Origin of the sequence: Enterobacter sp. 198 (assembly GCF_009025585.1) — a bacterium.
In the GTDB taxonomy this organism is placed as follows: Bacteria; Pseudomonadota; Gammaproteobacteria; order Enterobacterales; family Enterobacteriaceae; genus Enterobacter; species Enterobacter ludwigii.
The window spans coordinates 233,637-259,139 of record NZ_WCIM01000030.1; the positions used below are offsets into that span (position 1 = coordinate 233,637).

Here is a 25,503-nt window from a genome sequence, read left to right on the forward strand (position 1 = left end):
ATGGCTGAGAACAAATTAAACGTTATTGATCTGCACAAACGCTACGGCGAACATGAAGTGCTGAAAGGGGTGTCGCTGCAGGCAAACGCGGGCGATGTCATCAGTATTATCGGCTCATCCGGCTCCGGTAAAAGTACTTTCCTGCGCTGCATTAACTTCCTCGAAAAACCGAGCGAAGGCTCAATTGTGGTGAGCGGGCAGAACATCAATCTGGTGCGTGACAAAGACGGCCAGCTGAAGGTGGCGGATAAAAATCAGCTACGTCTGTTGCGTACGCGCCTGACGATGGTTTTCCAGCACTTTAATCTCTGGAGCCATATGACGGTGCTGGAGAACGTAATGGAAGCGCCAATCCAGGTGCTGGGTCTCAGCAAACAGGACGCCCGCGACCGTGCGGTGAAATACCTGGCGAAAGTGGGTATTGATGAACGCCAGCAGATGAAGTATCCGGTACATCTGTCCGGCGGGCAGCAGCAGCGTGTATCCATTGCCCGCGCGCTGGCGATGGAGCCGGAAGTCTTGCTGTTCGACGAACCGACCTCCGCGCTGGACCCGGAACTCGTTGGCGAAGTGCTGCGCATCATGCAGAAGCTCGCCGAAGAGGGCAAAACGATGGTGGTGGTGACGCACGAGATGGGCTTTGCCCGGAACGTCTCTAACCACGTCATCTTCCTGCATCAGGGGAAAATCGAAGAGCAGGGGCATCCCGATGAGGTGTTAGCGAACCCGCAAAGCCCGCGTTTGCAGCAGTTCCTGAAGGGGTCTTTGAAGTAGGTTTTGCCTTTCCCCTCTCCCTGTGGGAGAGGGCCGGAGTGTGGGCATCAGACCGCACCACACTCCAGTCGATACACCCAGTCGTCATACCGCACACCGTTAATCTCATACGCTTTTTCCAGCACCTGCGTGCGCACAAAACCCGCTTTCTCCAGTACCCGGACTGACCCGCCGTTGTCTGCAAGCACATATGCGTTAATCGCCTTTACACCCGTCTGGTTAAATGCGTAGTCACACACCGCGCGCAGTGCCTCACTGGCGATGCCCTGGCCTTGCGCGGCAGGCACGACCGTATAGCCGATATCCGCCTCTTCACGATTTTCAGCGCTGATTTGCAGGCCGATATCGCCCAGTGGGGTCTCTTCATCGCGTAAGCGGATAACGAACACATGCGCTGCCGTCAGACGTGCGGCAAACAGGCGTCGGGTCTCTTTTTCCGGGGCGATAGCGGCCATATACTGCATGATGGCGCGATCCTCGCGCAGGGCACGGAAAAAAGGCCAGTCAGTGGGTTCGAAGGGCGTGAGGTGGAGCCGGGGAGTGGTAATGGTTGCCATAGATATGCCATTTCGTCGGAACATGGCATATCACTGTAACATTATCTCACCACATCCCCCAGCGCCTCTTCTAAGTCATACCAGCGGAACGCAAACCCGGCCGCTTCCAGCCGTTTTGGCAGGGCCCGTTGCCCGCCTAACACCAGCACGGACGCTTCACCCATCATCAGGCGGATCACCGTAGCAGGCACGCGCAAAATCGCCGGGCGATGCAGGGCATGTCCGAGAGCATGGGCAAACTGTTCGTTTCGCACCGGGTAGGGCGCAACCATATTAAACGGCCCGCGCAGATCGTTATCCAGCAGCCAGAGAATACCGTTGACCATATCGTCGATATGGATCCACGCCAGATACTGACGGCCATTGCCGATTGGCCCGCCAAGACCGAGCCTGAAAGGGGGGAGCATCTTCGCCAGAATGCCGCCTTTCGGGGCAAGGACCACACCGGTGCGTAGCAGGCAGACGCGGGTATGATCGCTTTGCGCAGCACAGGCGATACGCTCCCACTGGGCGCAAAGTTTATGGGTGAACTCGTTGTGGGGCGGCTCTTCTTCCGTTACCACCACCTCGCCGAGATCGCCGTAATACCCTACGGCAGAACCCGAAATGAGAACCGACGGCGGGGTATGACTGTTGCGGATAAGCTCAACCAGCTTCTCGGTAAGGGTCCACCGGCTGCTGCACAGGAGCTGTTTTTGCTCTTCCGTCCAGCGCTTATCGGCGATCGGTTCGCCTGCCAGGTTGATGACGGCGTCAAATCCGTCCAGATTCTGCTGCTCGGCCAGATTTCTCCAGATGTCGATACCTGCGCCCAGCACCTGGCGCGCTTTCTCTGGACTGCGCGTCACCACGGTGATGTCGTGATGCAACGCCTGCAGACGCGCAATGAGATGGCGACCAATCAGGCCGGTACCGCCGGTCAGCAAAATCTTCATACAACCTCCAGGGTTACGCCTGGCGTTGCCAGCTTAACGTCATCGAGACGGAATCGGCGTAACGCAGGGCGTGAAGTTTATCGATCTCTACTTCAGCATAAGTGACCCAGTGATGATCGCGTGCGATGTCGAGCACATCCTGAGTTAATTTTTCCAGTAAAGAGAAGCGGTTGTTTTCCACGTACTGGATGATTTTTTTGGTTATCGTGCGGTAGTTCAGCGCATCATTAATATCTTCGCTGGCCCGCGCTTTCTCAGCCGGGTAGTGGATAACCACATTAATCACGATATCCTGACGGTTGGCGATCTCTTCCTCTTTGATACCGATGAAGGTGCGTAGGCGTAAATTTTTTATACGAATAATAGCGTCATGCTGTGACATTGCAGGTCTTCTCCGTGTCAGAATTTCCTTCACATAATACATGAGAGCCTCTCCGGCACACACCAGCCACCGGCTTAAATTTGCTGGATTTTTTGCATGGCGCGTTCGGTGGCCGGACGCGTGCGGATTCGTTCAAACCAGTTGTTCACCGCCGGGTAAGACGCCAGGTCAATGCGGTGCTTTTCATGGGTATTCACCCAGGGCCAGCAGGCAATGTCGGCGATGCTGTAATGATCCCCGCCGAGCCACGGTGCTTTCTCCAGCCGACGGTTCAGAACGCCGTATAACCGCTGGGTTTCCACCTGATAGCGTTCGATAGCATAAGGAATCGGCTGCGGTGCGTAGGCAGTAAAATGGTGGTTTTGTCCGAGCATCGGCCCCAGACCGCTTGTCTGCCAGAAAAGCCACTGCAGCGTGTGGTGACGCTCGCGCAGCTCTCCGCTCAGCAATTTGCCAGTCTTCTCTGCCAGATAGAGCAATATTTCTCCGGATTCAAACAGGCTCAACGGCTTGCCCCCATCGGCAGGATGGTTATCAATAATGGCCGGGATTTTATTGTTTGGCGATATAGCCAGAAAGAGAGGACTGAACTGATCGCCTTTGCTGATATCCACGCGAATGATCCTGTAATCCAGTTCGGCTTCCTCAAGAAAGAGGGTGATCTTATGGCCGTTCGGGGTAGGGGCATAATAAAGGTCGATCATTCTCAACTCCTGTCAGTGAAAATAGTGACGCCATGAAAAATGAGTATAGGTGGTTGTTGTAAATCGTGAGTTTTCATCAAGTGACAGCGAGGCAAAGAGATTATATGTTGAATGAAAACCGATCAGCCGATGAGGATGTTATGAACCAGCCCGTAATCACGTTATGGTCCGATGCAGATTTCTTTTCTCCCTATGTTCTGAGCGCGTATGTGGCGCTGGCCGAAAAAGGACTGTCATTTACGCTAAAGACGGTGGATCTGGACGGCGGTGAACATCTGAAACCACAGTGGCAGGGCTACGCCCTGACCCGTCGCGTGCCGGTGCTGGATATTGATGGCTTCGCGCTGAGTGAATCGTCGGCGATCGATGAGTATCTGGAAGAGCGGTTCGCACCACCTGAGTGGGAGCGCATCTACCCTCACGATCTGCAAAAACGTGCCCGCGCACGTCAGATCCAGGCGTGGCTGCGCAGCGATCTGGTGCCGATTCGCGTGGAACGCTCCACGGATGTGGTGTTTGCCGGGGTGAAAAAACCGGCGCTGAGTAAAGACGGTGCGGCCAGTGCCCAAAAACTGATCGATACCGCGACTTCTCTGCTGGCTCATGGTAATCCGAATTTATTCGGCGAGTGGTGTATTGCCGATACCGATCTGGCGCTGATGCTGAACCGTCTGATCCTCAATGGAGATGAGGTGCCTCAGCTGCTGGTGGATTATGCCGCGTTTCAGTGGCAACGCGCCTCAGTGCAGCGCTATGTGGCACTCTCCGCTAAGCGGGCGGGCTGATATAGCCTGACGCTTCAGGTATGATAAGGCAGTCTGATTTCCAGGGAGTGACTGATGAAACTGATGTTTGCGTCTGATATCCATGGTTCGCTGCCCGCGACCGAGCGTGTTCTTTCTCTGTTTGCTCAAAGCGGGGCGCAATGGCTGGTGATTCTGGGGGATGTGTTAAATCATGGTCCGCGCAATGCGCTGCCGGAAGGCTATGCACCGGCGCAGGTAGCGGAAAAACTCAACCAGTATGCTTCGCGCATTATCGCCGTTCGCGGTAACTGCGACAGTGAAGTGGACCAGATGCTGCTGGATTTTCCCATCACTGCCCCCTGGCAACAGGTGCTGATGGAAAATAGCCGTCTGTTCCTGACCCATGGTCATCTTTTTAGCCCGGAAAATCTCCCGGCACTGGCGGCTGGCGATGTCCTGGTTTACGGTCATACTCATATTCCGGTGGCAGAAAAACGCGGCGAGATGTATCACTTTAACCCCGGTTCGGTCAGCATACCGAAAGGTGGAAATCCAGCAAGCTATGGCATGCTCGATGAGAATACGTTAAGCGTAATCGCACTTAATGATCAGCAAGTTATTGCGCAAATAGCGATTAATCCGTAAGTTACACCTCAACTGCAAACGCGCCGAAAGAGCGCTTAGACGAGAAGGTTTCCCGATGGTGGAGCAGAGTCATTTGGCAAGTACAGAGTGGGTTGACATTGTCAACGAAGAGAATGAAGTGATCGCGCAGGCCAGCCGCGAACAAATGCGCGCGGAGCGTCTGCGTCACCGTGCGACATACATCGTTGTGCATGACGGGATGGGCAAAATTCTGGTTCAGCGCCGCACGGACACCAAAGATTTTCTCCCTGGTATGCTGGATGCAACTGCAGGCGGCGTTGTTCAGGCGGATGAAGTTCTGCTGGACTCCGCGCGTCGTGAAGCGGAAGAAGAGTTAGGGATTGCCGGCGTGCCGTTTGCCGAGCATGGTCAGTTCTATTTCGAGGACGAACATTGCCGCGTCTGGGGCGGGCTGTTTAGCTGCGTTTCCCATGGCCCGTTCGCCCTGCAGGAAGAAGAAGTGAGCGAAGTGAACTGGATGACGCCGGAAGAAATTACCGCGCGTTGCGACGAGTTCACCCCGGATTCGTTAAAAGCGCTGGCGCTGTGGATGACCCGCAACGCTAAAAACGAATCCACGAAAGCGGAAAAAGAGGAAGAGGCGGAGTAAGCCTCAACAGCTCTCCCGCAGACACAGGCTGGACGCGATAGGTTTATGATCGCGCCAGTCTCCATCATTCAGACGTTCCAGTAACGCGCGTCCCGCTTCAATCCCAATCTTACGATGTGGCACAGCCATGGTCGTCAGCGGTGGCTGACAGACCCGGCTGACGTCGCTATCGCCAAAACCCACCACGGCCAGATCGTCCGGTACTTTTATACGCCGACGCTGGCATTCATAAAGTGCCCCGCAGGCCAGTTCATCCGACACGCACACCAGTGCATCCAGCTCTGGCCACGCCAGCAGGAACTCCGGCAGTTGCGCCGCACCCGTGGAAAAACTCGGTGGCATGGCGGCGTTAATCACCCGGTTTGGTGACATATGGTGGCGAAGCATCGCTTTGTACCAACCCTGTAAATGCTGCTGGAAAATCCACTGCTCCTGGTTAGCACACAGCAGGCCAATATTCTGGTAGCCGCGCTTAATAACCATCTCCGTCAGTTCGTACATCGCCGCGACGTTATCAATCCCGATATTCATATCAATAGGATCGGCGCGCATGGCCCCCATTTCCATGACCGGAATGGAGGCGTTTTTCAGCCAGTGGCGGACAGTATCGGAGTGTTCAACGCTGAGCAAAATCGCAGCGGCAATGTTCGACGCCAGCAGCGTCTCCAGCAATTTTTCTTCCTGCTCGAGTCGATGCTGTGATTCGGCCAGCATGATCTGGTAGCCGGCAGGCTGCAGCACCTGCTGAAGCCCGGCGAACATCTCCGAGCAACCGGATTCGGAGAGATTAGGAACGACCATCGCAATCGTCCATGACGATGCCGAGGCCAGCGCGCTGGCAGCGAGATTAGGCATGTAGCCCAATTCCTGTACAGCGGCTTCTATTTTTTCTCGCAGTTTATCGGAAACCTGTTCAGGCGTGCGGAGTGCACGGGACACGGTCATCGTGCCCACCCCGGCAAGCTGTGCGACATCGGCGAGTGTCACTTTACCGGTACTGCGCCGTTTTCGGGTTAGAGACATACACCTTCCTGCTGACCAGACGCGTTTTTATTATCATCCTTCGTTTCACGTGAAACGCAGTATACGCCTTAAATCCCTTTTTTTGCTGTGAATTCACACCATGATTACAATTTGATAGCGCTATCACACTTCTGAATGTTAGCGATTGGTAGCGCTATCTTTGTGATCCCGATCGCAGTCAATAAGGGATGTGTTGAATAAAGTTTGCTCATCTTTTGCATTGTGGCGGGACGGAGAAATGCTGAAAAAGTGGATATATGATACAACCATCACGTTGCAGGAGAGCGTGGAAAGCTGGCCGCAGGCGCTGGAAATATGCGCGAAACCGTTGCTGGATCTGCAGGTGATTGGCCCGGAATACGTGACGGCCATCATTGAGCAGCATCATGCACTAGGACCTTATTATGTGCTGGCACCAGGGCTGGCGATGCCGCATGCGCGGCCGGAAGAGGGGGCCAAAGGATTAGGCCTCTCATTATTAAAACTGAAAAAGGGAGTCTCTTTTGGTGCCGGCGAGTTCGATCCCGTGGATGTTATTATTATGCTCGCGGCGCCGGATAAACACAGTCACATCGACATGATCTCTGCCCTCGCTGAATTATTTTCCAGCGACGACGATATGGCTGAATTGCATCAGGCGAATACCCTGGAGGATATTAAAACGATTATTGACCGCTTCTGATTTAATTCTCTCATCCGATTTATCACAACATTACGTTTAGCGTGATGGGGCGTGCTCTACTCAAAAAAAGGGGACAACAATGAAAATTATGGCTATTTGCGGTTCAGGCCTGGGCAGTAGTTTTATGGTCGAAATGAATATTAAAAAGGTACTCAAGAAGCTGGCCATTGACGCCGACGTTGAACACGCCGATCTCTCCTCGGCAACGCCGGGTGCCGCCGATCTTTTCGTGATGGCGAAGGACATTGCCGCCAGTGCCAGCGTGCCGGAAAGCCAGCTGGTGGTGATCAACAACATCATTGATATCAACGAACTCGAAGCGCAGCTCCGCGCCTGGTTCGACAGACAATAATCCTGATAAGGCGAGGTGGATATGTTTATCCTTGAAACGCTGAATTTCGTTGTTGATATATTAAAAGTCCCGTCGGTGCTGGTGGGCTTAATAGCCTTAATTGGCCTGGTCGCTCAAAAGAAATCTTTTTCTGATGTGGTGAAAGGGACCATTAAAACCATACTCGGTTTTATTGTACTTGGCGGCGGGGCCACGGTGCTGGTTGGGTCATTAAATCCGTTAGGCGGAATGTTTGAACACGCCTTTAATATTCAGGGCATTATTCCCAATAACGAGGCAATTGTTTCCATTGCGCTGGAGAAATACGGTGCCTCTACCGCGCTGATTATGGCATTCGGTATGGTGGCAAATATCATTGTCGCCCGCTTTACGCGTCTGAAGTATATCTTCCTGACCGGGCATCACACCTTCTACATGGCATGCATGATTGGGGTCATCCTCACCGTGGCGGGTTTTGAGGGCGTTGGCCTGGTGTTTACCGGGTCGCTGATCCTCGGTCTGGTGATGGCCTTCTTCCCGGCACTGGCGCAGCGTTACATGAAGCGCATTACCGGCAACGATGACATTGCTTTTGGTCACTTCGGTACCCTGGGCTATGTTCTCTCCGGCTGGATTGGCAGCAAGTTCGGCAAAGGCTCTCGCTCGACTGAAGAGATGAACCTGCCGAAGAACCTGAGCTTCCTGCGCGACAGTTCTATCTCCATCTCGCTGACCATGATGATCATTTACCTGATCATGGCGGTGAGCGCCGGGCGTGACTACGTTGAGGCGACCTTTAGCGGCGGTCAGAACTACCTGGTCTATGCCATCATCATGGCCATCACGTTCGCCGCGGGGGTGTTCATCATCCTGCAGGGTGTGCGCCTGATTCTGGCGGAAATCGTCCCGGCCTTTACCGGCTTTTCTGAAAAACTGGTGCCGAATGCACGTCCGGCTCTGGACTGCCCGGTTGTCTATCCGTATGCGCCAAATGCGGTGCTGATTGGCTTCCTGTTTAGCTTCCTTGGCGGGCTGGTGGGGCTGTTTATCTGTGGGCAGTTCAGCTGGGTGCTGATTCTGCCTGGTGTGGTGCCGCACTTCTTCACCGGCGCTACCGCGGGCGTGTTTGGTAACGCCACGGGGGGACGTCGTGGAGCGATGATTGGTGCGTTTGCCAACGGCCTGCTGATCACCTTCCTGCCGGTTCTGCTGCTGCCGGTGCTGGGGGCAATTGGATTTGCCAATACCACGTTCTCGGACGCTGACTTTGGCGCTGTCGGGATCGTGCTGGGTAACCTGGCGCGCTTCCTGTCGCCGCTTGCCATCACCGGCCTTGTTGTGGCGTTGTTCGCACTGCTGGTGGCGTACAACGTGTTCGCTAAAAACAAATCTGCGGGCGATAACGCGCAGGAAAACACCGGAGCCAAATCATGAATGAGAATGAGATAACCCATCTGGCGCGTCAGATCCGCCTTGAAACGCTGAAAATGCTGACCCAGCTGGGCTTTGGTCACTACGGCGGCAGTATGTCGGTTGTTGAAACCCTGGCCGTGTTGTACGGCGCAGTGATGAAAATTGACCCGGCCGACCCGGACTGGCCAGAGCGTGACTACTTTGTCTTGTCAAAAGGACATGCTGGTCCGGCGCTGTACAGCACCCTGGCGATCAAAGGCTATTTCCCGATGGAAGAGCTGAGCACGCTGAACCAGAACGGTACGCGTCTGCCGAGCCATCCGGACCGGCTAAAAACGCGCGGCGTGGATGCCACCACCGGCTCGCTGGGGCAGGGGATTTCCATCGCCGGTGGAATGGCGCTGTCGCATAAGCTGGCGGGACGCCCCAACCGGGTTTTCTGTATCGTCGGCGACGGCGAGCTGAACGAAGGGCAGTGCTGGGAAGCGTTCCAGTTTATTGCACACCATCGCCTGAATAACCTGACCGTATTCGTTGACTGGAACAAACAGCAGCTTGATGGCGAACTCGACGACATTATCTGTGCGTTCGATCTGGAAGGAAAATTCCGTGCCTTCGGGTTTGACGTGGTGACGGTGAAAGGAGATGACATTCCGGCACTGCTGGAGGTGACATCGCTGGTTCCGGCGGCGGATGCTCGCCCGCTGGTGGTGATCCTCGACAGTATCAAAGGGCAGGGCGTGCCGTATCTGGAGCAACTGAGTAACTCGCACCATCTGCGATTAACCGCCGAGAGCAAGGCGGCCCTCAACGAGACGATTCGCCAACTGGAGGCTTCACATGATTAAGGTTGCACCTGCAGGTCAGAAAGACGCCGTCGAGATGCGTAAAGTCTACGCGGGGTTTGTGGCACAGCAGATTGAAGCCGGGAGCGACATTATCGCCCTCGAAGCGGATCTGATGAGCTCAATGGCGATGGATGGCGTGGCGCGTGATTATCCGCAGCATGTGATTAACTGCGGCATCATGGAAGCTAACGTTATAGGGACGGCGGCGGGGCTGTCGCTGACCGGACGCAAGCCGTTTGTGCATACCTTTACCGCCTTCGCCAGCCGTCGCTGTTTCGATCAGCTGTTTATGTCCCTGGACTACCAGCGTAACAATGTGAAGGTCATTGCCTCAGATGCCGGCGTGACGGCCTGTCATAACGGCGGCACGCATATGTCGTTTGAAGATATGGGCATCGTGCGGGGGCTTGCCCATTCGGTGGTGCTGGAGGTAACGGATGCGGTGATGTTTGAAGATGTACTGCGCCAGCTTATTGACCTCGAAGGTTTCTACTGGGTGCGTACCATCCGTAAGCAGGCCCCGAGCGTGTATGCGCCGGGTTCGACATTTACGCTTGGCAAGGGCAACGTACTGCGCGAAGGCAGTGACATCACCCTGATTGCCAACGGCATTATGGTGGCGGAAGCGCTTGAAGCGGCGCGTCAGCTCGAACAGGAGGGCGTCAGCGCCGCGGTGATCGACATGTTTACCCTTAAGCCGATTGACCGGATGCTGGTGAAAAACTACGCCGAGAAAACCGGACGTATCGTGACCTGCGAAAACCACAGCATTCATAACGGGCTGGGATCGGCAGTGGCGGAAGTGCTGGTGGAAACCTGTCCGGTGCCGATGCGCCGGGTGGGCGTGAAGGAGCGTTACGGTCAGGTGGGGACACAGGACTTCCTGCAGAAGGAGTATGGCCTGACGGCACACGACATTGTGTCGGCGGCGAGGGAGTTGTTGTAAATAAAAAAGGCGACCCGAGGGTCGCCTTTTTAGTCAGTAACGTATTACTGCTGTTGTGAAGACTGGATCGCGGTCAGAGCGATGGTGTAGACGATATCGTCAACCAGCGCGCCACGGGACAGGTCGTTCACAGGTTTGCGCATACCCTGCAGCATTGGCCCGATGGAGATCAGGTCTGCAGAACGCTGTACCGCTTTGTAGGTGGTGTTACCGGTGTTCAGATCCGGGAAGATGAACACGGTAGCGCGACCCGCAACCGGTGAGTTCGGTGCTTTGGATTTCGCAACGTCAGCCATAACCGCGGCATCATACTGCAGCGGACCGTCGATCATCAGATCAGGACGTTTTTCCTGTGCCAGACGTGTCGCTTCACGGACTTTCTCTACATCGCTACCTGCACCAGAAGTACCGGTGGAGTAGGAGAGCATTGCCACGCGAGGTTCAATACCGAAGGCAATCGCGGAATCGGCAGACTGAATAGCAATCTCAGCCAGCTGCTCTGCAGTTGGATCCGGGTTGATCGCACAGTCACCGTAAACGTAAACCTGTTCAGGCAGCAGCATGAAGAACACGGAAGACACCAGAGAACTGCCTGGCGCCGTTTTGATCAGCTGCAGCGGTGGACGGATGGTGTTCGCCGTGGTGTGAACCGCACCGGAAACCAGACCGTCAACTTCGTCCTGCTCCAGCATCAGCGTGCCCAGCACAACGTTGTCTTCAAGCTGCTCACGCGCTACGGCTTCGGTCATGCCCTTGCTCTTACGCAGCTCAACCAGGCGCGCAACATAGCTTTCGCGAACCACTTCCGGGTCGACGATTTCAATACCTGCACCCAGCTCAACGCCCTGAGAGGCAGCAACGCGGTTAATTTCATCCGGGTTACCCAGCAGCACACAGGTCGCGATGCCGCGCTCTGCACAGATGGCAGCCGCTTTAACGGTACGTGGTTCGTCGCCTTCTGGCAGAACAACACGTTTGCCTGCTTTACGCGCCAGCTCGGTCAGCTGGTAACGGAAGGCCGGAGGAGACAGACGACGGCTGCGCTCGGAGGTCGCCGTCAGGGATTCAATCCAGTCTGCGTTGATGTAGCCCGCAACGTATTCCTGCACTTTCTCGATACGCTCATGGTCATCAACCGGCACTTCCAGGTTGAAGCTCTGCAGGCTCAGAGAGGTCTGCCAGGTGTTGGTGTTCACCATAAAGACTGGCAGGCCAGTGGCGAACGCACGCTCGCACAGCTTGCTTACGCGTGGATCCATCTCGTAAGCACCGGTCAGCAGAATGGCGCCGATTTCCACACCGTTCATCGCGGCCAGGCACGCAGCAACCAGCACGTCAGGACGGTCAGCGGAGGTCACGAGCAGGGAGCCTGCGCGGAAGTGTTCCAGCATGTGCGGAATGCTACGCGCACAGAAGGTCACAGACTTCACGCGGCGGGTGTTGATGTCGCCTTCGTTAATCACGGTAGCGTTCAGGTGACGCGCCATGTCGATTGCACGGGTAGCAATCAGGTCGAAGCTCCATGGCACCACGCCCAGTACTGGCAGCGGGCTGGAATCCTGCAGAGTTGCCGGATCAACTTTAACCACTTTCGCTTTAGAAGAGTCATCGAAGATTTCGGACAGGTCAGGACGGGTACGACCTTGTTCATCAACCGGTGCGTTCAGTTTGTTAACGATAACGCCAGTGATGTTGGTATTTTTCGCGCCGCCGAAGCTGCTGCGGGTCAGTTCGATACGCTCTTTCAGCTGTTCCTGGTTATCGGTACCCTGGGACATGACGAACACGATTTCAGCATTCAGCGTTTTCGCGATTTCGAAGTTCAGAGACTGAGCGAACTGGTGTTTGCGGGTCGGGACCAGGCCTTCAACCAGCACCACTTCCGCGTCTTGCGTGTTAGCGTGATAGTTGGCGATGATCTCTTCCATCAGCACGTCTTTCTGGTTGCTGGAGAGCAGAGATTCAACGTGGCTCATCTTCAGCGGTTCAGCCGCTGGCAGATTGGAGTTCTTACGCACGATGGTGGTGGTCTGGTCTGGCGCATCGCCACCGGCACGAGGCTGGGCGATAGGCTTAAAGACGCTCAGACGAACGCCTTTGCGTTCCATAGCACGGATAACGCCAAGGCTGACGCTGGTCAGACCGACGCTGGTTCCGGTAGGGATCAGCATAATAGTACGGGACACGGTTTATCCTCTTTCGTTACCGCCGACAGGGGGCGGGCTACAAAACAGCACCGCCAGCATTGCTGGCGGTGTGGAATCAGGCAGTCAGGCGGTGCGCGTCTTGCGCGATGACCAGCTCTTCGTTAGTTGGGATAACGATAGCCGGACGGGTGCCTTCTTTGTTGATGAAGCCAGACTTGCCGAAGCGGGCAGCCAGGTTACGCTCGTGGTCAACTTCGAAGCCCAGAACGCCCAGTTTACCCAGGGACAGTTCACGAACCATTGCCGCGTTCTCACCGATACCACCGGTGAAGATAACCGCGTCCAGACGACCGTCCATCAGCGCAGTGTAAGAGCCGATGTACTTCGCCAGACGGTGGCAGTAAACGTCCATTGCACGTTTAGCGTCTGCTTTTTCTGCGTAGTTGTCTTCAACATAACGGCAGTCGCTGGTGACTTCGGTCAGACCCAGCAGGCCAGACTCTTTGGTCAGCATTTTGTTGATCTGATCAACGCTCATGCCCAGGGTGTCATGCAGGTGGAAGATGATCGCCGGGTCGATGTCACCGGAACGGGTACCCATCACCAGACCTTCCAGCGGGGTCAGACCCATGGATGTATCAACACATTTACCGTTGCGGATGGCAGAAACAGAACCACCGTTGCCCAGGTGGCAGGTGATGATGTTAACTTCTTCAACCGGCTTGTTCAGCACTTTAGCGGCTTCCTGAGTCACATAGAAGTGGCTGGTGCCGTGCGCGCCGTAGCGACGAACGCCGTGCTCTTTGTACAGGCTGTACGGCAGGGCATAGAGGTAAGATTCTTCCGGCATGGTCTGGTGGAACGCAGTGTCGAACACAGCCACGTTTTTGTCTTTCAGCTGCGGGAAGGATTTCAGCGCTTCAGCGATACCGATCAGGTGAGCTGGGTTGTGCAGCGGTGCGAAAGAGGCAGAGTCTTTAATGCCCTGGATAACCGTTTCGTCGATAACGACGGAACTGGTGTATTTTTCGCCGCCGTGGACGATACGGTGACCAATCGCAGTCAGCTGAGCAGACAGTTCTGGTTTTTGTGCCAGAATAGTGTTAACGATAAAGTTCAGCGCTTCACTGTGAGCGGCGCCTGCACCTAAAGCCGCTTCCTGTTTGCTGCCGTCCATCTTCCACTTGATACGTGCTTCAGGCAGATGGAAACATTCGGCCAAACCAGAGAGGTATTCGTCACCGTTGAGCGCATCGATGATGGCGAATTTCAGTGAGGAGCTACCGCAGTTCAGAACCAGTACTAACTTACTCGACATGGAAGTACCTATTATTGATACGTGGCTAAAAAAACGTCAGGGAGTCTAAAAGCGTAACGCATAATGACTCAGACATTTATGATTAACATCATGCCAAACGAACATTGTGGCATGATGGAAGAAATACATATGATTTTATGCCATTTTGAACATTTTTCAGCCAATGGCATAATATGCGATAATTTGACGAGTTAATGGTTCTCGTCTAAGGGCCTATCAGGCTGGCACAGAATACCCGATACGGGGTGCTGATGACAAAATATTTTGAACGTTGTCATAGCCTGTTGTGGTTTTGCACGAAAATTTTAATTTTTATATGTGAAGTTGAGGTGCAGCCATGTCGACACCAGAGAACCCGTCCGTGAATTTTTTCAGTCTGTTTCGTCGGGGACAGCATTACGCAAAGACGTGGCCAATGGAAAAGCGCCTTGCGCCCATGTTTATTGAGAATCGCACGATCCGCGCCACGCGCTATGCGATTCGCTTTATGCCACCTGTCGCCATCTTTACGCTCTGCTGGCAAATCGCGCTGGGCGGGCAGCTTGGCCCGGCCGTTGCGACGGCACTTTTCGCGTTAAGTCTGCCGATGCAGGGTCTGTGGTGGTTAGGTAAACGTTCTATCACGCCACTCCCGCCTTCTATTTTACACTGGTTTTATGAAGTTCGCGGGAAACTGGAGGAAGCCGGGCAGGCGCTTGCCCCGGTCGAAGGCAAGCCCGATTACCAGGCGCTGGCTGACACGCTCAAGCGCGCTTTTAAGCAACTCGACAAAACATTCCTCGATGACTTGTGATTGATCATCGAAACGACGAATAAAAGAAGGCACAGTAACTCACCGTTACCGTGTCTTTTTTTTACAGTGCAATGCGCTACAGGAGTCGAAAGATGGAAATGACCCATGCTCAACGTCTGATTTTGTCCAACCAGTACAAAATGATGACTATGCTTGATCCCGATAACGCTGAGCGCTACAGCCGCCTGCAGACAATCGTCGAACGTGGCTTTGGTTTGCAGATGCGTGAACTGGACCGTGAGTTTGGTGAGATGAAAGAAGAAACCTGCCGCACCGTGATCGACATTATGGAGATGTATCACGCCCTGCATGTTTCCTGGACCAATCTCAAAGATCAGCAGTCCATTGACGAACGTCGCGTCACCTTCCTGGGCTTTGATGCCGCAACGGAAGCGCGTTATCTGAGCTATGTGCGTTTTATGGTGAACACGGAAGGGCGCTATACCCATTTTGACGCGGGCACACACGGCTTCAATGCGCAGACCCCAATGTGGGAAAAATATCAGCGCATGCTGAGCGTCTGGCACGCCTGCCCGCGCCAGTACCATTTAAGTAACAATGAGATTCAACAAATTATTAATGCCTGACGGAGGTGCTTGTGCAGTGTAGAGGTTTTCTGTTTGATTTGGACGGTACGCTGGTGGATTCGCTGCCGGTTGTGGAGCGTTCATGGTGCCATTGGGCGGACAGACATGGCATTGACCATCAGGAAGTACTGAATTTTATCCATGGCAAACAGGCCATAACCTCATTGCGGCACTTCTTAGCAGGACGTTCTGAGGAAGAGATTCAGGCGGAGTTCAGCTATCTTGAGCACATTGAAGCCACCGACACGGATGGCATCACAGCGCTGCCGGGGGCGCGTGAACTGCTTGAACATCTGAACGAAGCACAAATCCCGTGGGCGATCGTCACCTCCGGCTCGGTGCCCGTTGCCCATGCCCGCCACAAGGCCGCAGGGTTACCGACGCCCGAAGTGTTTATCACGGCAGAGCGCGTGAAGCGAGGCAAGCCTGAACCGGATGCCTTTTTACTCGGTGCCGAACTGCTTGGCCTGGCACCAGCCGATTGTGTGGTGGTGGAGGATGCGGCAGCAGGCGTCCTGGCGGGGTTGAACGCCGGAAGCCACGTCATCGCCGTTAACGTTCCGGCGGGTTCACCCCGCCTGATCGAGGCGGATCTGGTGCTTAACACGCTGACGGCGATTAACGTTGCGAAGGCACCGGACGGAGTTGTAACCGTCTCGCTTAAAATGTAATCCCATGATATAGCCCCACATTGTTGGGGCTTTTTTATGGCAAAATTTTGTCTCCTCCACTGACAAGGATATGTTGTGAACGGTGAACTGATTTGGGTCCTGAGCCTGCTTTTAATCGCCATCCTTCTCTTTGCCTCAGGCAAGGTGCGCATGGATGCCATCGCCTTGTTTGTCATCGTTGCCTTTGTGCTGAGCGGTACGCTCACGCTGCCGGAGGCTTTCTCCGGATTTAGTGATCCCAACGTTATCCTGATTGCCGCCCTGTTTATTATTGGCGACGGGCTGGTGCGCACTGGCGTGGCGACCATTATGGGGTCGTGGCTGGTCAAGGTGGCCGGCAACAGCGAAACCAAAATGTTGATCTACCTGATGCTGACGGTTGCCGGGCTGGGGGCGTTTATGAGCTCCACGGGCGTCGTCGCCATCTTTATCCCGGTGGTGCTGAGCGTCTCCATGCGGATGCAAACCTCGCCGTCGCGCCTGATGATGCCTCTGAGCTTTGCCGGTCTTATCAGCGGGATGATGACGCTGGTGGCGACCCCGCCGAACCTGGTCGTCAACAGTGAGCTAATCCGCGAAGGGTTTGAAGGCTTTAGCTTTTTCAGCGTGACCCCACTTGGACTGGTGATTCTGGTGCTGGGCGTGGTCTACATGCTGTTAACCCGTTTTGCCCTGAAGGGGGAAAAACAGGATAAAAGCAAAGACGGCTGGAAACGACGGACCTTCCGCGATCTGATCAAAGAGTACCGTCTGACCGGGCGGGCGCGCCGTCTGGCTATCCGCCCCGGCTCGCCCCTCATTGGCCAGCGTCTTGACGACCTGAAGCTGCGCGAGCGCTATGGCGCGAACGTGATCGGCGTAGAGCGCTGGCGTCGTTTTCGGCGGGTGATTGTTAACGTCAACGGGGTGTCGGAATTCCGTGCACGCGACGTTTTGCTGATTGATATGTCCACCGCCGATGTCGATTTGCGCGAGTTTTGCAGTGAACAGTTGCTGGAACCCATGGTGCTACGTGGGGAGTATTTTTCAGACCAGGCGCTGGATGTCGGCATGGCCGAAGTGTCGCTGATCCCGGAATCTGAATTACTGGGTAAAACCGTGCGCGAAATCGGCTTCAGGACCCGCTATGGGCTAAACGTGGTGGGCTTAAAGCGTGATGGCGTGGCGATGGAAGGGGCGGTAGTGGATGAGCCTATCCTGCTCGGTGATATCTTCCTGGTCGTCGGCAACTGGAAACTGATCGGTCAGCTTGGGCAGAAAGGCCGCGACTTTGTTGTACTCAATATGCCGGTTGAAGAGAGCGATGCTTCTCCGGCGCACAGCCAGGCACCGCATGCGATTTTTTGCCTGGTGTTGATGGTCGCACTGATGCTGACTGACGAAATTCCAAACCCCATTGCGGCCATTATCGCCTGTCTTCTGATGGGGAAATTCCGCTGTATTGATGCCGAAAGCGCCTACAAAGCCATTCACTGGCCGAGCATCATTCTGATTGTCGGGATGATGCCTTTTGCCCTGGCGTTACAAAAAACCGGTGGGGTGGATTTGATCGTCAAGGGACTCATGGACGCAGGCGGTGGATACGGGCCTTACATGATGCTGGTCTGCCTGTTTATCATGTGCGCCACGATAGGCCTGTTTATCTCCAATACGGCCACGGCCGTCCTGATGGCACCCATTGCACTGGCGATGGCGAAATCAATGGGGGTTTCGCCGTACCCGTTTGCCATGATCGTCGCTATGGCGGCATCTGCAGCGTTTATGACTCCGGTCTCGTCACCGGTCAATACGCTGGTGCTTGGCCCGGGAAATTACAAATTCAGTGATTTTGTGAAGATAGGCGTGCCCTTCACCGTGCTGGTGATGGTGGTGTGCGTGATACTGATTCCCGTACTGTTCCCGTTTTAAACCCTGATGCCGGGTAGCGATGTCGCGACCCGGCATACCGTCAGAGAGGGGAGTCCTGACTGATCTCGTCCAGCGACAAATGGAAGCTCGGCACAAACACCTGCATGAAATAATCCATCTCTTCGCTGCGGCGTGATTCCAGCGTTTTTTCCAGACGCGTTTTCGCCAGCAGAAATTCGTTATTCCCCGCGGACAGCTCTTCCAGACATTTCAGGTAAGCGCATAGCGCATCCGCCTGCTTAACCAGTAATTTTTCCTCTTCCGTGTACTGATGCTCATCAATCAGCGGCTCAAAAATATCGCGCAGCTCGTCCGGCACCATGTCGATCAGTTTCTGCTGAGCAATCTTCTCAATGGCCTTATATTCCTGGGCTATCTGCGAGTTGAAATATTTCACGGGTGTCGGTAAATCCCCGGTCAGCACTTCCGAGGCATCGTGATACATCGCCAGCAGGGCAATACGTTCAGCGTTAACCTGCCCATTGAATTTCCGGTTTTTAATGGCAGCCAGAGCGTGAGCGACCATCGCAACCTGCAGACTGTGCTCCGAAACATTCTCGGTGCGGACATTGCGCATCAGCGGCCAGCGGTTGATCAGTTTAAGGCGGGAGAGGTGGGCAAAAAAATGACTCTGACTCATAGGTTACCTTTTGTCTTCACTGCGACAGACTTCATTGTGCGGGGAGGGGAGGCAAGATGCAAATCAGGCTACCGGAGTAGCCTGATTTTAAGATTACTGGTGGTAACCTGAGAGGAAACGTCCAAAGCGGCTGATGGCCATCTCGAGGTCATCTTCACGCGGCAGGGTAACGATACGCACGTGATCCGGCCACGGCCAGTTAAAAGCGGTACCCTGAACCAGCAGCACTTTTTCCTGCAGCAGGAAATCGAGCACCATCTTCTGGTCGTCATGAATATTAAAGCGTTTCGCGTCGATTTTCGGGAACATGTAGAGCGCGCCGTTCGGCTTCACGCAGGAGACGCCTGGAATATCGTTGATAAGCTCCCACGCGCGGTTACGCTGCTCATATAAACGCCCGCCTGGCACGATAAACTCGCTGATGCTCTGATAGCCGCCGAGTGCGGTCTGGATAGCATGCTGCGCCGGCACGTTGGCACATAAACGCATAGAGGCGAGCATTTCCAGCCCTTCAATATAGCCTTTCGCATGTTTTTTCGGGCCGTTTAAGACCATCCAGCCCTGACGGAAACCGGCCACACGGTAGGTTTTAGACAGGCCGTTAAAAGTCACGGTCAGCAGGTCCGGAGCCAGTGCGGCGATAGAGTGGTGCTGCGCCGCGTCATACAGGATCTTGTCGTAGATTTCGTCGGCAAAGATGATCAGGTTGTGCTGGCGGGCGATCTCCACGATCTCCATCAGCAGCTCTTTTGAGTAGACCGCGCCCGTTGGGTTGTTCGGGTTAATAATGACGATGCCGCGCGTGCGTGGGGTAATTTTCGCACGAATATCATCGAGATCCGGGAACCAGTCAGAGGACTCATCGCAAAGATAGTGCACGGCTTTACCGCTGGACAGGGATACGGCCGCTGTCCACAGCGGATAATCCGGCGCGGGAACCAGCATTTCGTCGCCGCTGTTCAGCAGCGCCTGCATGGCCTGCACGATCAGTTCAGAGACGCCGTTGCCGATATAGATATCTTCAACGGTAACATCACGCATATCGCGCGCCTGGTAGTGCTGCATGATGGCTTTTCGTGCGGAGTAAAGTCCTTTTGAATCGCAATAGCCTTGCGCAGTAGGCAGGTTGCGGATCACATCAACCAGAATCTCATCCGGCGCTTCAAAACCAAATGGCGCAGGGTTACCAATGTTGAGTTTCAGAACCTTATTGCCTTCTTCTTCAAGGCGTTTAGCCTCTTTCAGAACCGGGCCACGGATGTCGTAACAGACGTTATCTAGCTTGCTGGATTTTTCGATAGGGGACATGAACCTTTAACCTTTTCGCGATTGTTGCCACTCCCTGCCGTGGAAGTCAGCACGGAATAATGTACTCCCCCCTCGCTTCGTTTTGAAGGGCGGGCAGGAGAAGATTTTGTGGAGTGAATGAAAATGGAGTGAATCTTTTTCGCTATCAACGAACAATTTGACTGACGTAAAGTAAGGTTAATGGTTTGATAATAGGTTTATTGTGCTGTTAAAGAATATAAAATCTGTATATTGTGCTGATAAAAATAAATAATATCCGCAACCTGCGTGGCAGTTACGCTGAGTGACCTTTCGTAAAACCTGAATGCTTCGTTACGTGACGTTGTAATAGTGTGCATTGGCTAAAAGTTACTCATGTGAAATTAATGTTAAGTGTTATTAATGAATGGCCTTAATCTAAATTAAAATTTATTTATTATTAACCAACAAAATGCAACTTTAGTTAATTTTAATAAAATTAGTTGAGAAGCTTAACAACCCTCATAAATCCTCAATATTGCAATAAGACTTATAAATAAAGTGGATTTGGGTTAAGATGTCTTTCAGGAAAGCTGGGCACAGATACATATGTATTGTATTTGTGGAACAGGTTTTCTGAATTAATTGATTGTTATTGTTAGAGTTATCTCTGGCCGGAATGGGTTAAACATCTCCTGCTACGTTGACAGCACTGCGAGAAAGATGGCAGAAAGGGTGTATCACCCTTAATGGAATTTACATAAACCTGCAAACATCTAAATATCCTGAACGTTTAAGAGAATAAAAATAACGTCATGAAACGTGCTTTCTGACTGTTGATATTAAAACAGCACAATAACTATCTGTCAGGCAGTCTGCCGGGCCGGGATGCGAGGGAAAACCTTCAGAGGGAATTGCTTAACTGTTACACACACAGCTTCAACCCGGGCAGCTCCGCACGAGCAACCTGAAAGTGAAAAGATATGATAAATGCAAATCGTCCGATAATGAATCTCGACCTCGATCTGCTGAGAACGTTTGTTGCGGTCGCCGATCTCAACACTTTTGCAGCTGCTGCTGCCGCCGTTTGCCGAACCCAGTCCGCCGTTAGCCAGCAAATGCAACGGCTGGAACAACTGGTTGGTAAAGAGCTCTTTGCCCGTCACGGGCGTAATAAGCTCTTAACGGAACACGGTATTCAGCTTCTGGGTTATGCCAGGAAAATACTTCGCTTTAATGACGAAGCATGTATGTCATTAATGTATAGCAACCTGCAAGGGGTGCTAACGTTAGGTGCGTCTGATGAGTCAGCAGACACAATATTGCCATTTCTTCTCAATCGAATTAGTTCGGTTTATCCGAAGCTTGCGCTGGACGTTAGCGTAAAACGAAATGCTTTTATGATTGAGATGTTAAATGAGAATAAGGTCGATCTGGTGGTGACTACGCACCGTCCAGGGCAATTTAATTGCCTGACGTTGCGCACGTCTCCGACGCATTGGTATTGCGCAGCTGAATATGTGCTGCAAAAAGGTGAGCCAATTCCATTGGTATTACTGGATGATCCTAGTCCGTTCCGCGATATGGTGTTGGCGGCGCTCAATGAGGCCAATATTCCATGGCGTCTGGCTTATGTGGCTTCCACATTGCCAGCGGTACGTGCTGCCGTGAAAGCGGGGCTTGGAGTAACGGCCCGTCCGGTCGAAATGATGAGCCCGGATCTGCGCGTACTGGGTAAATCAGATGGTCTTCCTGCTTTGCCTGATACGGAGTATCTGCTCTGCCACAATACGTCCAGCAATAACGAACTGGCGAAAGTCGTGTTCGAGGCGATGGAAAACTACCATAATCCATGGCAGTTCGAACATGTTACCTCCGAAGGGGGGGATGATTCCCTGATCGTTGAAGGGGACTTTGAGTGATCGACAGCTCAAAATTCTGGTAACAATTTGTAAATGTAAAAAAAAAGCCACTCACGCGATTTTCGCCTGCAGTGGCTTTTTTTTGGCAGTAATACCCGCGATCACCGCGTGGATTTTCAGGATAGCCGCTATTTATCAGTAAGATAAATACTTTTGTTCAAATGTTGTGCGTTTCCCGTTCAGTCTCCCTCCAGCTCGCCTCGATGTTAATAAAACAGGAAATATGTTGCTGGTTTTTTGGGTGAATTAACAAAAGCGTGTCTCAGATCAAGAAAATACTCCTCTTTGGGGGGAGGAATCGTTGGCAAATCCTGTCAAAATAGGAGGGTTATTTTTTTTACTTCCAAAACGGACACGATTCAACAACATGCATTTGACGTAAACTCAGGTACCCACCAGGGTTAAAGGGCACCAAATGTTAATGAGAATCGCTCGATGTAATTTAATGTGAAGAAACCTTTGTTAAAGTTGACAAAAGGTTATAGAAAGGAGTAAAAAACCCCATCATTTTGCTGTCTACGTCTCATTTCTGACAGTTAGTGTAAGGTTTTTCGTTCCTCCCCATGAATCGATGTGATGCCCATCTGCCAGCAAGAGCAGTGTCGTAGGTATCACTTTTGATGAGTAAGCAATGAGTATGTCAACATCCACAGAAGTCATCGCTCATCACTGGGCATTCGCAATCTTTCTTATTGTAGCCATTGGCCTGTGCTGCCTGATGTTAGTCGGCGGCTGGTTCCTGGGCGGTCGCGCCCGTGCAAGGCACAAGAACACACCTTTCGAATCAGGTATTGATTCAGTAGGTTCCGCTCGCTTACGCCTGTCTGCCAAGTTCTATCTGGTAGCCATGTTCTTCGTCATCTTTGACGTGGAAGCGCTTTACCTTTTCGCATGGTCAACTTCCATCCGCGAAAGTGGTTGGGTGGGCTTTGTCGAGGCCGCAATTTTCATTTTAGTGTTACTGGCCGGTCTGGTTTATCTGGTGCGTATTGGCGCGCTTGACTGGACGCCTGCGCGTTCACGTCGTGAACACATCAACCCGGAAAACAGTATCTCTAATCGTCAGCAGTAACAGCGAGGCAATAAGATGGATTATACGCTCACCCGCATAGATCCTAACGGTGAGAATGACCGTTACCCCCTGCAAAAACAGGAGATCGTAACCGACCCCCTGGAGCAAGAAGTCAATAAAAGCGTGTACATGGGCAAACTCGAGCATGCCATGCACGATATGGTCAACTGGGGTCGTAAGAACTCCATCTGGCCTTACAACTTTGGCCTTTCTTGCTGCTACGTTGAAATGGTGACGTCATTCACTGCGGTGCATGACGTTGCGCGTTTTGGGGCAGAGGTACTGCGTGCTTCCCCACGTCAGGCTGACCTGATGGTGGTGGCAGGTACATGCTTTACCAAGATGGCACCTGTTATTCAGCGTCTGTATGACCAGATGCTGGAGCCAAAATGGGTTATTTCCATGGGCGCATGTGCAAACTCTGGCGGTATGTACGACATTTATTCCGTCGTACAGGGCGTAGATAAGTTTATTCCAGTGGATGTTTACATCCCGGGTTGTCCGCCGCGTCCGGAAGCTTACATGCAGGCGCTGATGCTGCTGCAGGAGTCTATCGGTAAAGAACGTCGTCCGCTCTCCTGGGTGGTTGGCGATCAGGGTGTTTACCGCGCCAACATGCAGTCTGAGCGCGAGCGTAAACGCGGCGAACGTATTGCAGTAACCAATCTGCGTACGCCTGACGAAATTTAATTTGCGCCTGTGGGCATGGAGTAAACCTTCGCATATCACTACTCAAATAGCGCGAAGCCACGCCCTACAGTCACCACGGACCATTTGCAATGGTGAACAATATGACCGACTTAACCGCGCAAGAAGCCGCCTGGCAAACACGGGATCATCTGGATGACCCTGTCATTGGCGAACTGCGCAACCGTTTTGGGCCGGATGCCTTTACTGTTCAGGCGACCCGCACCGGGGTACCCGTTGTTTGGGTGAAGCGTGAGCAATTACTGGAAGTGGTCGATTTCCTCAAGAAATTGCCAAAACCTTACGTCATGCTGTTTGACTTACACGGCATGGATGAACGTCTGCGTACGCACCGCCAGGGTCTCCCTGCTGCGGATTTTTCCGTTTTCTACCACCTGATCTCAATAGACCGTAATACGGATATCATGCTCAAGGTGGCATTGTCTGAAAACGACATGCATCTGCCGACGATCACTAAACTTTTCCCGAACGCTAACTGGTATGAGCGTGAAACCTGGGAAATGTTCGGGATGACCTTCGACGGCCACCCGCATCTGACGCGCATCATGATGCCGCAGACGTGGACCGGCCACCCGCTGCGTAAAGACTATCCGGCACGTGCGACTGAATTCGACCCGTTTGAGCTGACGAAAGCCAAGCAGGATCTGGAGATGGAAGCGCTGACCTTCAAGCCGGAAGACTGGGGCATGAAACGCGGGACGGAAAACGAGGACTTCATGTTCCTCAACCTCGGTCCAAACCACCCCTCTGCGCACGGTGCTTTCCGTATTATTCTTCAGCTTGATGGCGAAGAGATTGTCGACTGCGTACCGGACATCGGTTACCACCACCGTGGTGCTGAGAAGATGGGCGAGCGTCAGTCCTGGCACAGCTACATTCCGTATACCGACCGTATCGAGTACCTCGGCGGTTGCGTAAACGAAATGCCTTACGTGCTGGCCGTTGAGAAACTGGCAGGTATCACCGTACCGGATCGCGTTAACGTCATCCGCGTGATGCTCTCCGAACTGTTCCGTATTAACAGCCACCTGCTGTATATCTCCACGTTCATTCAGGACGTTGGCGCGATGACACCGGTTTTCTTTGCCTTTACCGATCGTCAGAAAATCTACGATCTGGTAGAAGCCATCACCGGTTTCCGTATGCACCCGGCCTGGTTCCGTATCGGCGGTGTGGCACACGATCTGCCGCGCGGCTGGGAGCGTCTGCTGCGTGAATTCCTCGACTGGATGCCAAAACGTCTGGCTTCTTACGAGAAAGCCGCACTGCGTAACACCATCCTGAAAGGCCGTTCCCAGGGCGTTGCAGCCTACGGTGCGAAAGAAGCGCTGGAGTGGGGTACGACAGGTGCGGGTCTGCGCGCAACCGGTATTGATTTCGACGTGCGTAAAGCCCGTCCTTACTCTGGCTATGAAAACTTCGACTTCGAAGTCCCGGTTGGCGGCGGTGTTTCCGACTGCTACACCCGCGTGATGCTGAAAGTTGAAGAGTTGCGCCAGAGTCTGCGCATCCTTGAGCAGTGCCTCAACAACATGCCGGAAGGCCCGTTCAAGGCGGATCACCCGCTGACGACGCCGCCGCCGAAAGAGCGCACGCTGCAACATATCGAAACCCTGATCACCCACTTCCTGCAGGTTTCCTGGGGTCCGGTCATGCCGGCGCAAGAATCCTTCCAGATGATTGAAGCGACCAAGGGTATTAACAGTTACTACCTGACCAGTGACGGCAGCACCATGAGCTACCGTACCCGCGTGCGTACACCAAGCTTTGCGCACCTGCAGCAGATCCCGTCCGCCATCCGCGGCAGTCTGGTCTCCGACCTGATTGTGTATCTGGGTAGTATCGATTTTGTTATGTCAGATGTGGACCGCTAAT

At 53.4% G+C, this 25,503-nt stretch carries 26 protein-coding genes; 17 read left to right on the forward strand and 9 right to left on the reverse strand.

What is annotated here, in order from left to right:
• On the forward strand, nucleotides 1-774 hold the full coding sequence (gene hisP, locus F8561_RS19345; protein ID WP_020883129.1) for a histidine ABC transporter ATP-binding protein HisP: 774 nt from the start codon (nucleotides 1-3) through the stop codon (nucleotides 772-774).
• A 47-nt stretch (nucleotides 775-821) separates the two neighbouring features.
• Here the strand turns inward: hisP and F8561_RS19350 are convergent, their stop codons facing one another.
• From F8561_RS19350 to yfcG, 4 genes are all read right to left on the reverse strand, one after another.
• Complete coding sequence (locus tag F8561_RS19350) at nucleotides 822-1,331, reverse strand: GNAT family N-acetyltransferase (protein WP_032678617.1); 510 nt, start codon at nucleotides 1,329-1,331, stop codon at nucleotides 822-824.
• A 41-nt stretch (nucleotides 1,332-1,372) separates the two neighbouring features.
• Entirely contained in the window at nucleotides 1,373-2,266 is an 894-nt protein-coding gene (locus F8561_RS19355) for a TIGR01777 family oxidoreductase (protein WP_014171021.1), read from the reverse strand.
• A gap of 13 nt (nucleotides 2,267-2,279) precedes the next feature.
• Nucleotides 2,280-2,648: a dihydroneopterin triphosphate 2'-epimerase gene (gene folX / locus F8561_RS19360; protein WP_020883131.1), complete on the reverse strand. Its 369-nt coding sequence runs from the start codon at nucleotides 2,646-2,648 to the stop codon at nucleotides 2,280-2,282.
• A 74-nt stretch (nucleotides 2,649-2,722) separates the two neighbouring features.
• The gene (yfcG, locus tag F8561_RS19365; protein WP_020883132.1) at nucleotides 2,723-3,352 is read right to left on the reverse strand and encodes a GSH-dependent disulfide bond oxidoreductase; all 630 of its coding nucleotides are present in this window, start codon (nucleotides 3,350-3,352) and stop codon (nucleotides 2,723-2,725) included.
• Nucleotides 3,353-3,492: 140 nt separating this feature from the next.
• On the opposite strand from yfcG, the gene yfcF reads away from it, so the two are divergent.
• The 3 genes from yfcF to yfcD are packed head-to-tail and all read left to right on the forward strand — an operon-like array spanning nucleotide 3,493 to nucleotide 5,353.
• Complete coding sequence (gene yfcF, locus F8561_RS19370) at nucleotides 3,493-4,137, forward strand: glutathione transferase (protein ID WP_020883133.1); 645 nt, start codon at nucleotides 3,493-3,495, stop codon at nucleotides 4,135-4,137.
• A 54-nt stretch (nucleotides 4,138-4,191) separates the two neighbouring features.
• A complete protein-coding gene (gene yfcE / locus F8561_RS19375; protein ID WP_014171017.1) occupies nucleotides 4,192-4,743 on the forward strand; it encodes a phosphodiesterase in 552 nt (183 codons plus the stop codon).
• A gap of 55 nt (nucleotides 4,744-4,798) precedes the next feature.
• Nucleotides 4,799-5,353: an NUDIX hydrolase YfcD gene (yfcD, locus tag F8561_RS19380; protein ID WP_014171016.1), complete on the forward strand. Its 555-nt coding sequence runs from the start codon at nucleotides 4,799-4,801 to the stop codon at nucleotides 5,351-5,353.
• A gap of 3 nt (nucleotides 5,354-5,356) precedes the next feature.
• Here the strand turns inward: yfcD and F8561_RS19385 are convergent, their stop codons facing one another.
• Nucleotides 5,357-6,376, reverse strand: a complete 1,020-nt coding sequence (locus tag F8561_RS19385) for a LacI family DNA-binding transcriptional regulator (protein ID WP_014171015.1) — start codon at nucleotides 6,374-6,376, stop codon at nucleotides 5,357-5,359.
• 238 nt (nucleotides 6,377-6,614) lie between these two features.
• On the opposite strand from F8561_RS19385, the gene F8561_RS19390 reads away from it, so the two are divergent.
• From F8561_RS19390 to F8561_RS19410, 5 genes are all read left to right on the forward strand, one after another.
• Entirely contained in the window at nucleotides 6,615-7,058 is a 444-nt protein-coding gene (locus F8561_RS19390; protein ID WP_025203579.1) for a PTS sugar transporter subunit IIA, read from the forward strand.
• A 79-nt stretch (nucleotides 7,059-7,137) separates the two neighbouring features.
• Complete coding sequence (locus tag F8561_RS19395; protein WP_020883136.1) at nucleotides 7,138-7,410, forward strand: PTS sugar transporter subunit IIB; 273 nt, start codon at nucleotides 7,138-7,140, stop codon at nucleotides 7,408-7,410.
• Nucleotides 7,411-7,431: 21 nt separating this feature from the next.
• Nucleotides 7,432-8,823: a PTS ascorbate transporter subunit IIC gene (locus tag F8561_RS19400; RefSeq protein WP_020883137.1), complete on the forward strand. Its 1,392-nt coding sequence runs from the start codon at nucleotides 7,432-7,434 to the stop codon at nucleotides 8,821-8,823.
• Nucleotides 8,820-9,650 (forward strand): transketolase, encoded by an 831-nt coding sequence (locus F8561_RS19405; RefSeq protein ID WP_014171011.1) that lies wholly within the window; start codon nucleotides 8,820-8,822, stop codon nucleotides 9,648-9,650. The genes F8561_RS19400 and F8561_RS19405 overlap by 4 nt, the downstream gene beginning before the upstream one ends.
• Nucleotides 9,643-10,596, forward strand: coding sequence for a transketolase family protein (locus F8561_RS19410; protein WP_049022769.1), 954 nt, complete (start codon nucleotides 9,643-9,645; stop codon nucleotides 10,594-10,596). Before F8561_RS19405 ends, F8561_RS19410 begins: the two co-directional genes overlap by 8 nt.
• A gap of 44 nt (nucleotides 10,597-10,640) precedes the next feature.
• On the opposite strand, the gene pta is transcribed toward F8561_RS19410, so the two are convergent.
• Both pta and ackA read right to left on the reverse strand, forming a co-directional pair.
• Nucleotides 10,641-12,782, reverse strand: a complete 2,142-nt coding sequence (gene pta / locus F8561_RS19415) for a phosphate acetyltransferase (RefSeq protein ID WP_014171009.1) — start codon at nucleotides 12,780-12,782, stop codon at nucleotides 10,641-10,643.
• A 76-nt stretch (nucleotides 12,783-12,858) separates the two neighbouring features.
• Entirely contained in the window at nucleotides 12,859-14,061 is a 1,203-nt protein-coding gene (gene ackA / locus F8561_RS19420) for an acetate kinase (RefSeq protein ID WP_040018038.1), read from the reverse strand.
• A gap of 337 nt (nucleotides 14,062-14,398) precedes the next feature.
• Between ackA and yfbV the strand changes: the two genes are divergently transcribed.
• The 4 genes from yfbV to F8561_RS19440 all read left to right on the forward strand — a co-directional run bounded on the left by yfbV (nucleotide 14,399) and on the right by F8561_RS19440 (nucleotide 18,020).
• A complete protein-coding gene (yfbV, locus tag F8561_RS19425) occupies nucleotides 14,399-14,854 on the forward strand; it encodes a terminus macrodomain insulation protein YfbV (protein WP_008502875.1) in 456 nt (151 codons plus the stop codon).
• A 92-nt stretch (nucleotides 14,855-14,946) separates the two neighbouring features.
• The gene (locus F8561_RS19430; RefSeq protein ID WP_020883140.1) at nucleotides 14,947-15,441 is read left to right on the forward strand and encodes a YfbU family protein; all 495 of its coding nucleotides are present in this window, start codon (nucleotides 14,947-14,949) and stop codon (nucleotides 15,439-15,441) included.
• An 11-nt stretch (nucleotides 15,442-15,452) separates the two neighbouring features.
• Nucleotides 15,453-16,112, forward strand: coding sequence for a sugar phosphatase (locus F8561_RS19435; protein ID WP_073396193.1), 660 nt, complete (start codon nucleotides 15,453-15,455; stop codon nucleotides 16,110-16,112).
• A 75-nt stretch (nucleotides 16,113-16,187) separates the two neighbouring features.
• Entirely contained in the window at nucleotides 16,188-18,020 is a 1,833-nt protein-coding gene (locus F8561_RS19440) for an SLC13 family permease (protein WP_014171004.1), read from the forward strand.
• 40 nt (nucleotides 18,021-18,060) lie between these two features.
• On the opposite strand, the gene yfbR is transcribed toward F8561_RS19440, so the two are convergent.
• Entirely contained in the window at nucleotides 18,061-18,660 is a 600-nt protein-coding gene (gene yfbR / locus F8561_RS19445; protein ID WP_014171003.1) for a 5'-deoxynucleotidase, read from the reverse strand.
• 93 nt (nucleotides 18,661-18,753) lie between these two features.
• On the reverse strand, nucleotides 18,754-19,968 hold the full coding sequence (gene alaA / locus F8561_RS19450) for an alanine transaminase AlaA (RefSeq protein WP_014171002.1): 1,215 nt from the start codon (nucleotides 19,966-19,968) through the stop codon (nucleotides 18,754-18,756).
• Nucleotides 19,969-20,909: 941 nt separating this feature from the next.
• Between alaA and lrhA the strand changes: the two genes are divergently transcribed.
• The 4 genes from lrhA to nuoC all read left to right on the forward strand — a co-directional run bounded on the left by lrhA (nucleotide 20,910) and on the right by nuoC (nucleotide 25,502).
• Entirely contained in the window at nucleotides 20,910-21,848 is a 939-nt protein-coding gene (lrhA, locus tag F8561_RS19455) for a transcriptional regulator LrhA (RefSeq protein ID WP_025203584.1), read from the forward strand.
• 631 nt (nucleotides 21,849-22,479) lie between these two features.
• Nucleotides 22,480-22,920, forward strand: coding sequence for an NADH-quinone oxidoreductase subunit NuoA (gene nuoA / locus F8561_RS19460; protein ID WP_014171000.1), 441 nt, complete (start codon nucleotides 22,480-22,482; stop codon nucleotides 22,918-22,920).
• 15 nt (nucleotides 22,921-22,935) lie between these two features.
• Nucleotides 22,936-23,610, forward strand: a complete 675-nt coding sequence (nuoB, locus tag F8561_RS19465; RefSeq protein WP_003861482.1) for an NADH-quinone oxidoreductase subunit NuoB — start codon at nucleotides 22,936-22,938, stop codon at nucleotides 23,608-23,610.
• 89 nt (nucleotides 23,611-23,699) lie between these two features.
• The gene (gene nuoC, locus F8561_RS19470) at nucleotides 23,700-25,502 is read left to right on the forward strand and encodes an NADH-quinone oxidoreductase subunit C/D (protein WP_014170999.1); all 1,803 of its coding nucleotides are present in this window, start codon (nucleotides 23,700-23,702) and stop codon (nucleotides 25,500-25,502) included.
• The last annotated feature ends 1 nt before the right edge of the window (nucleotide 25,503 follow it).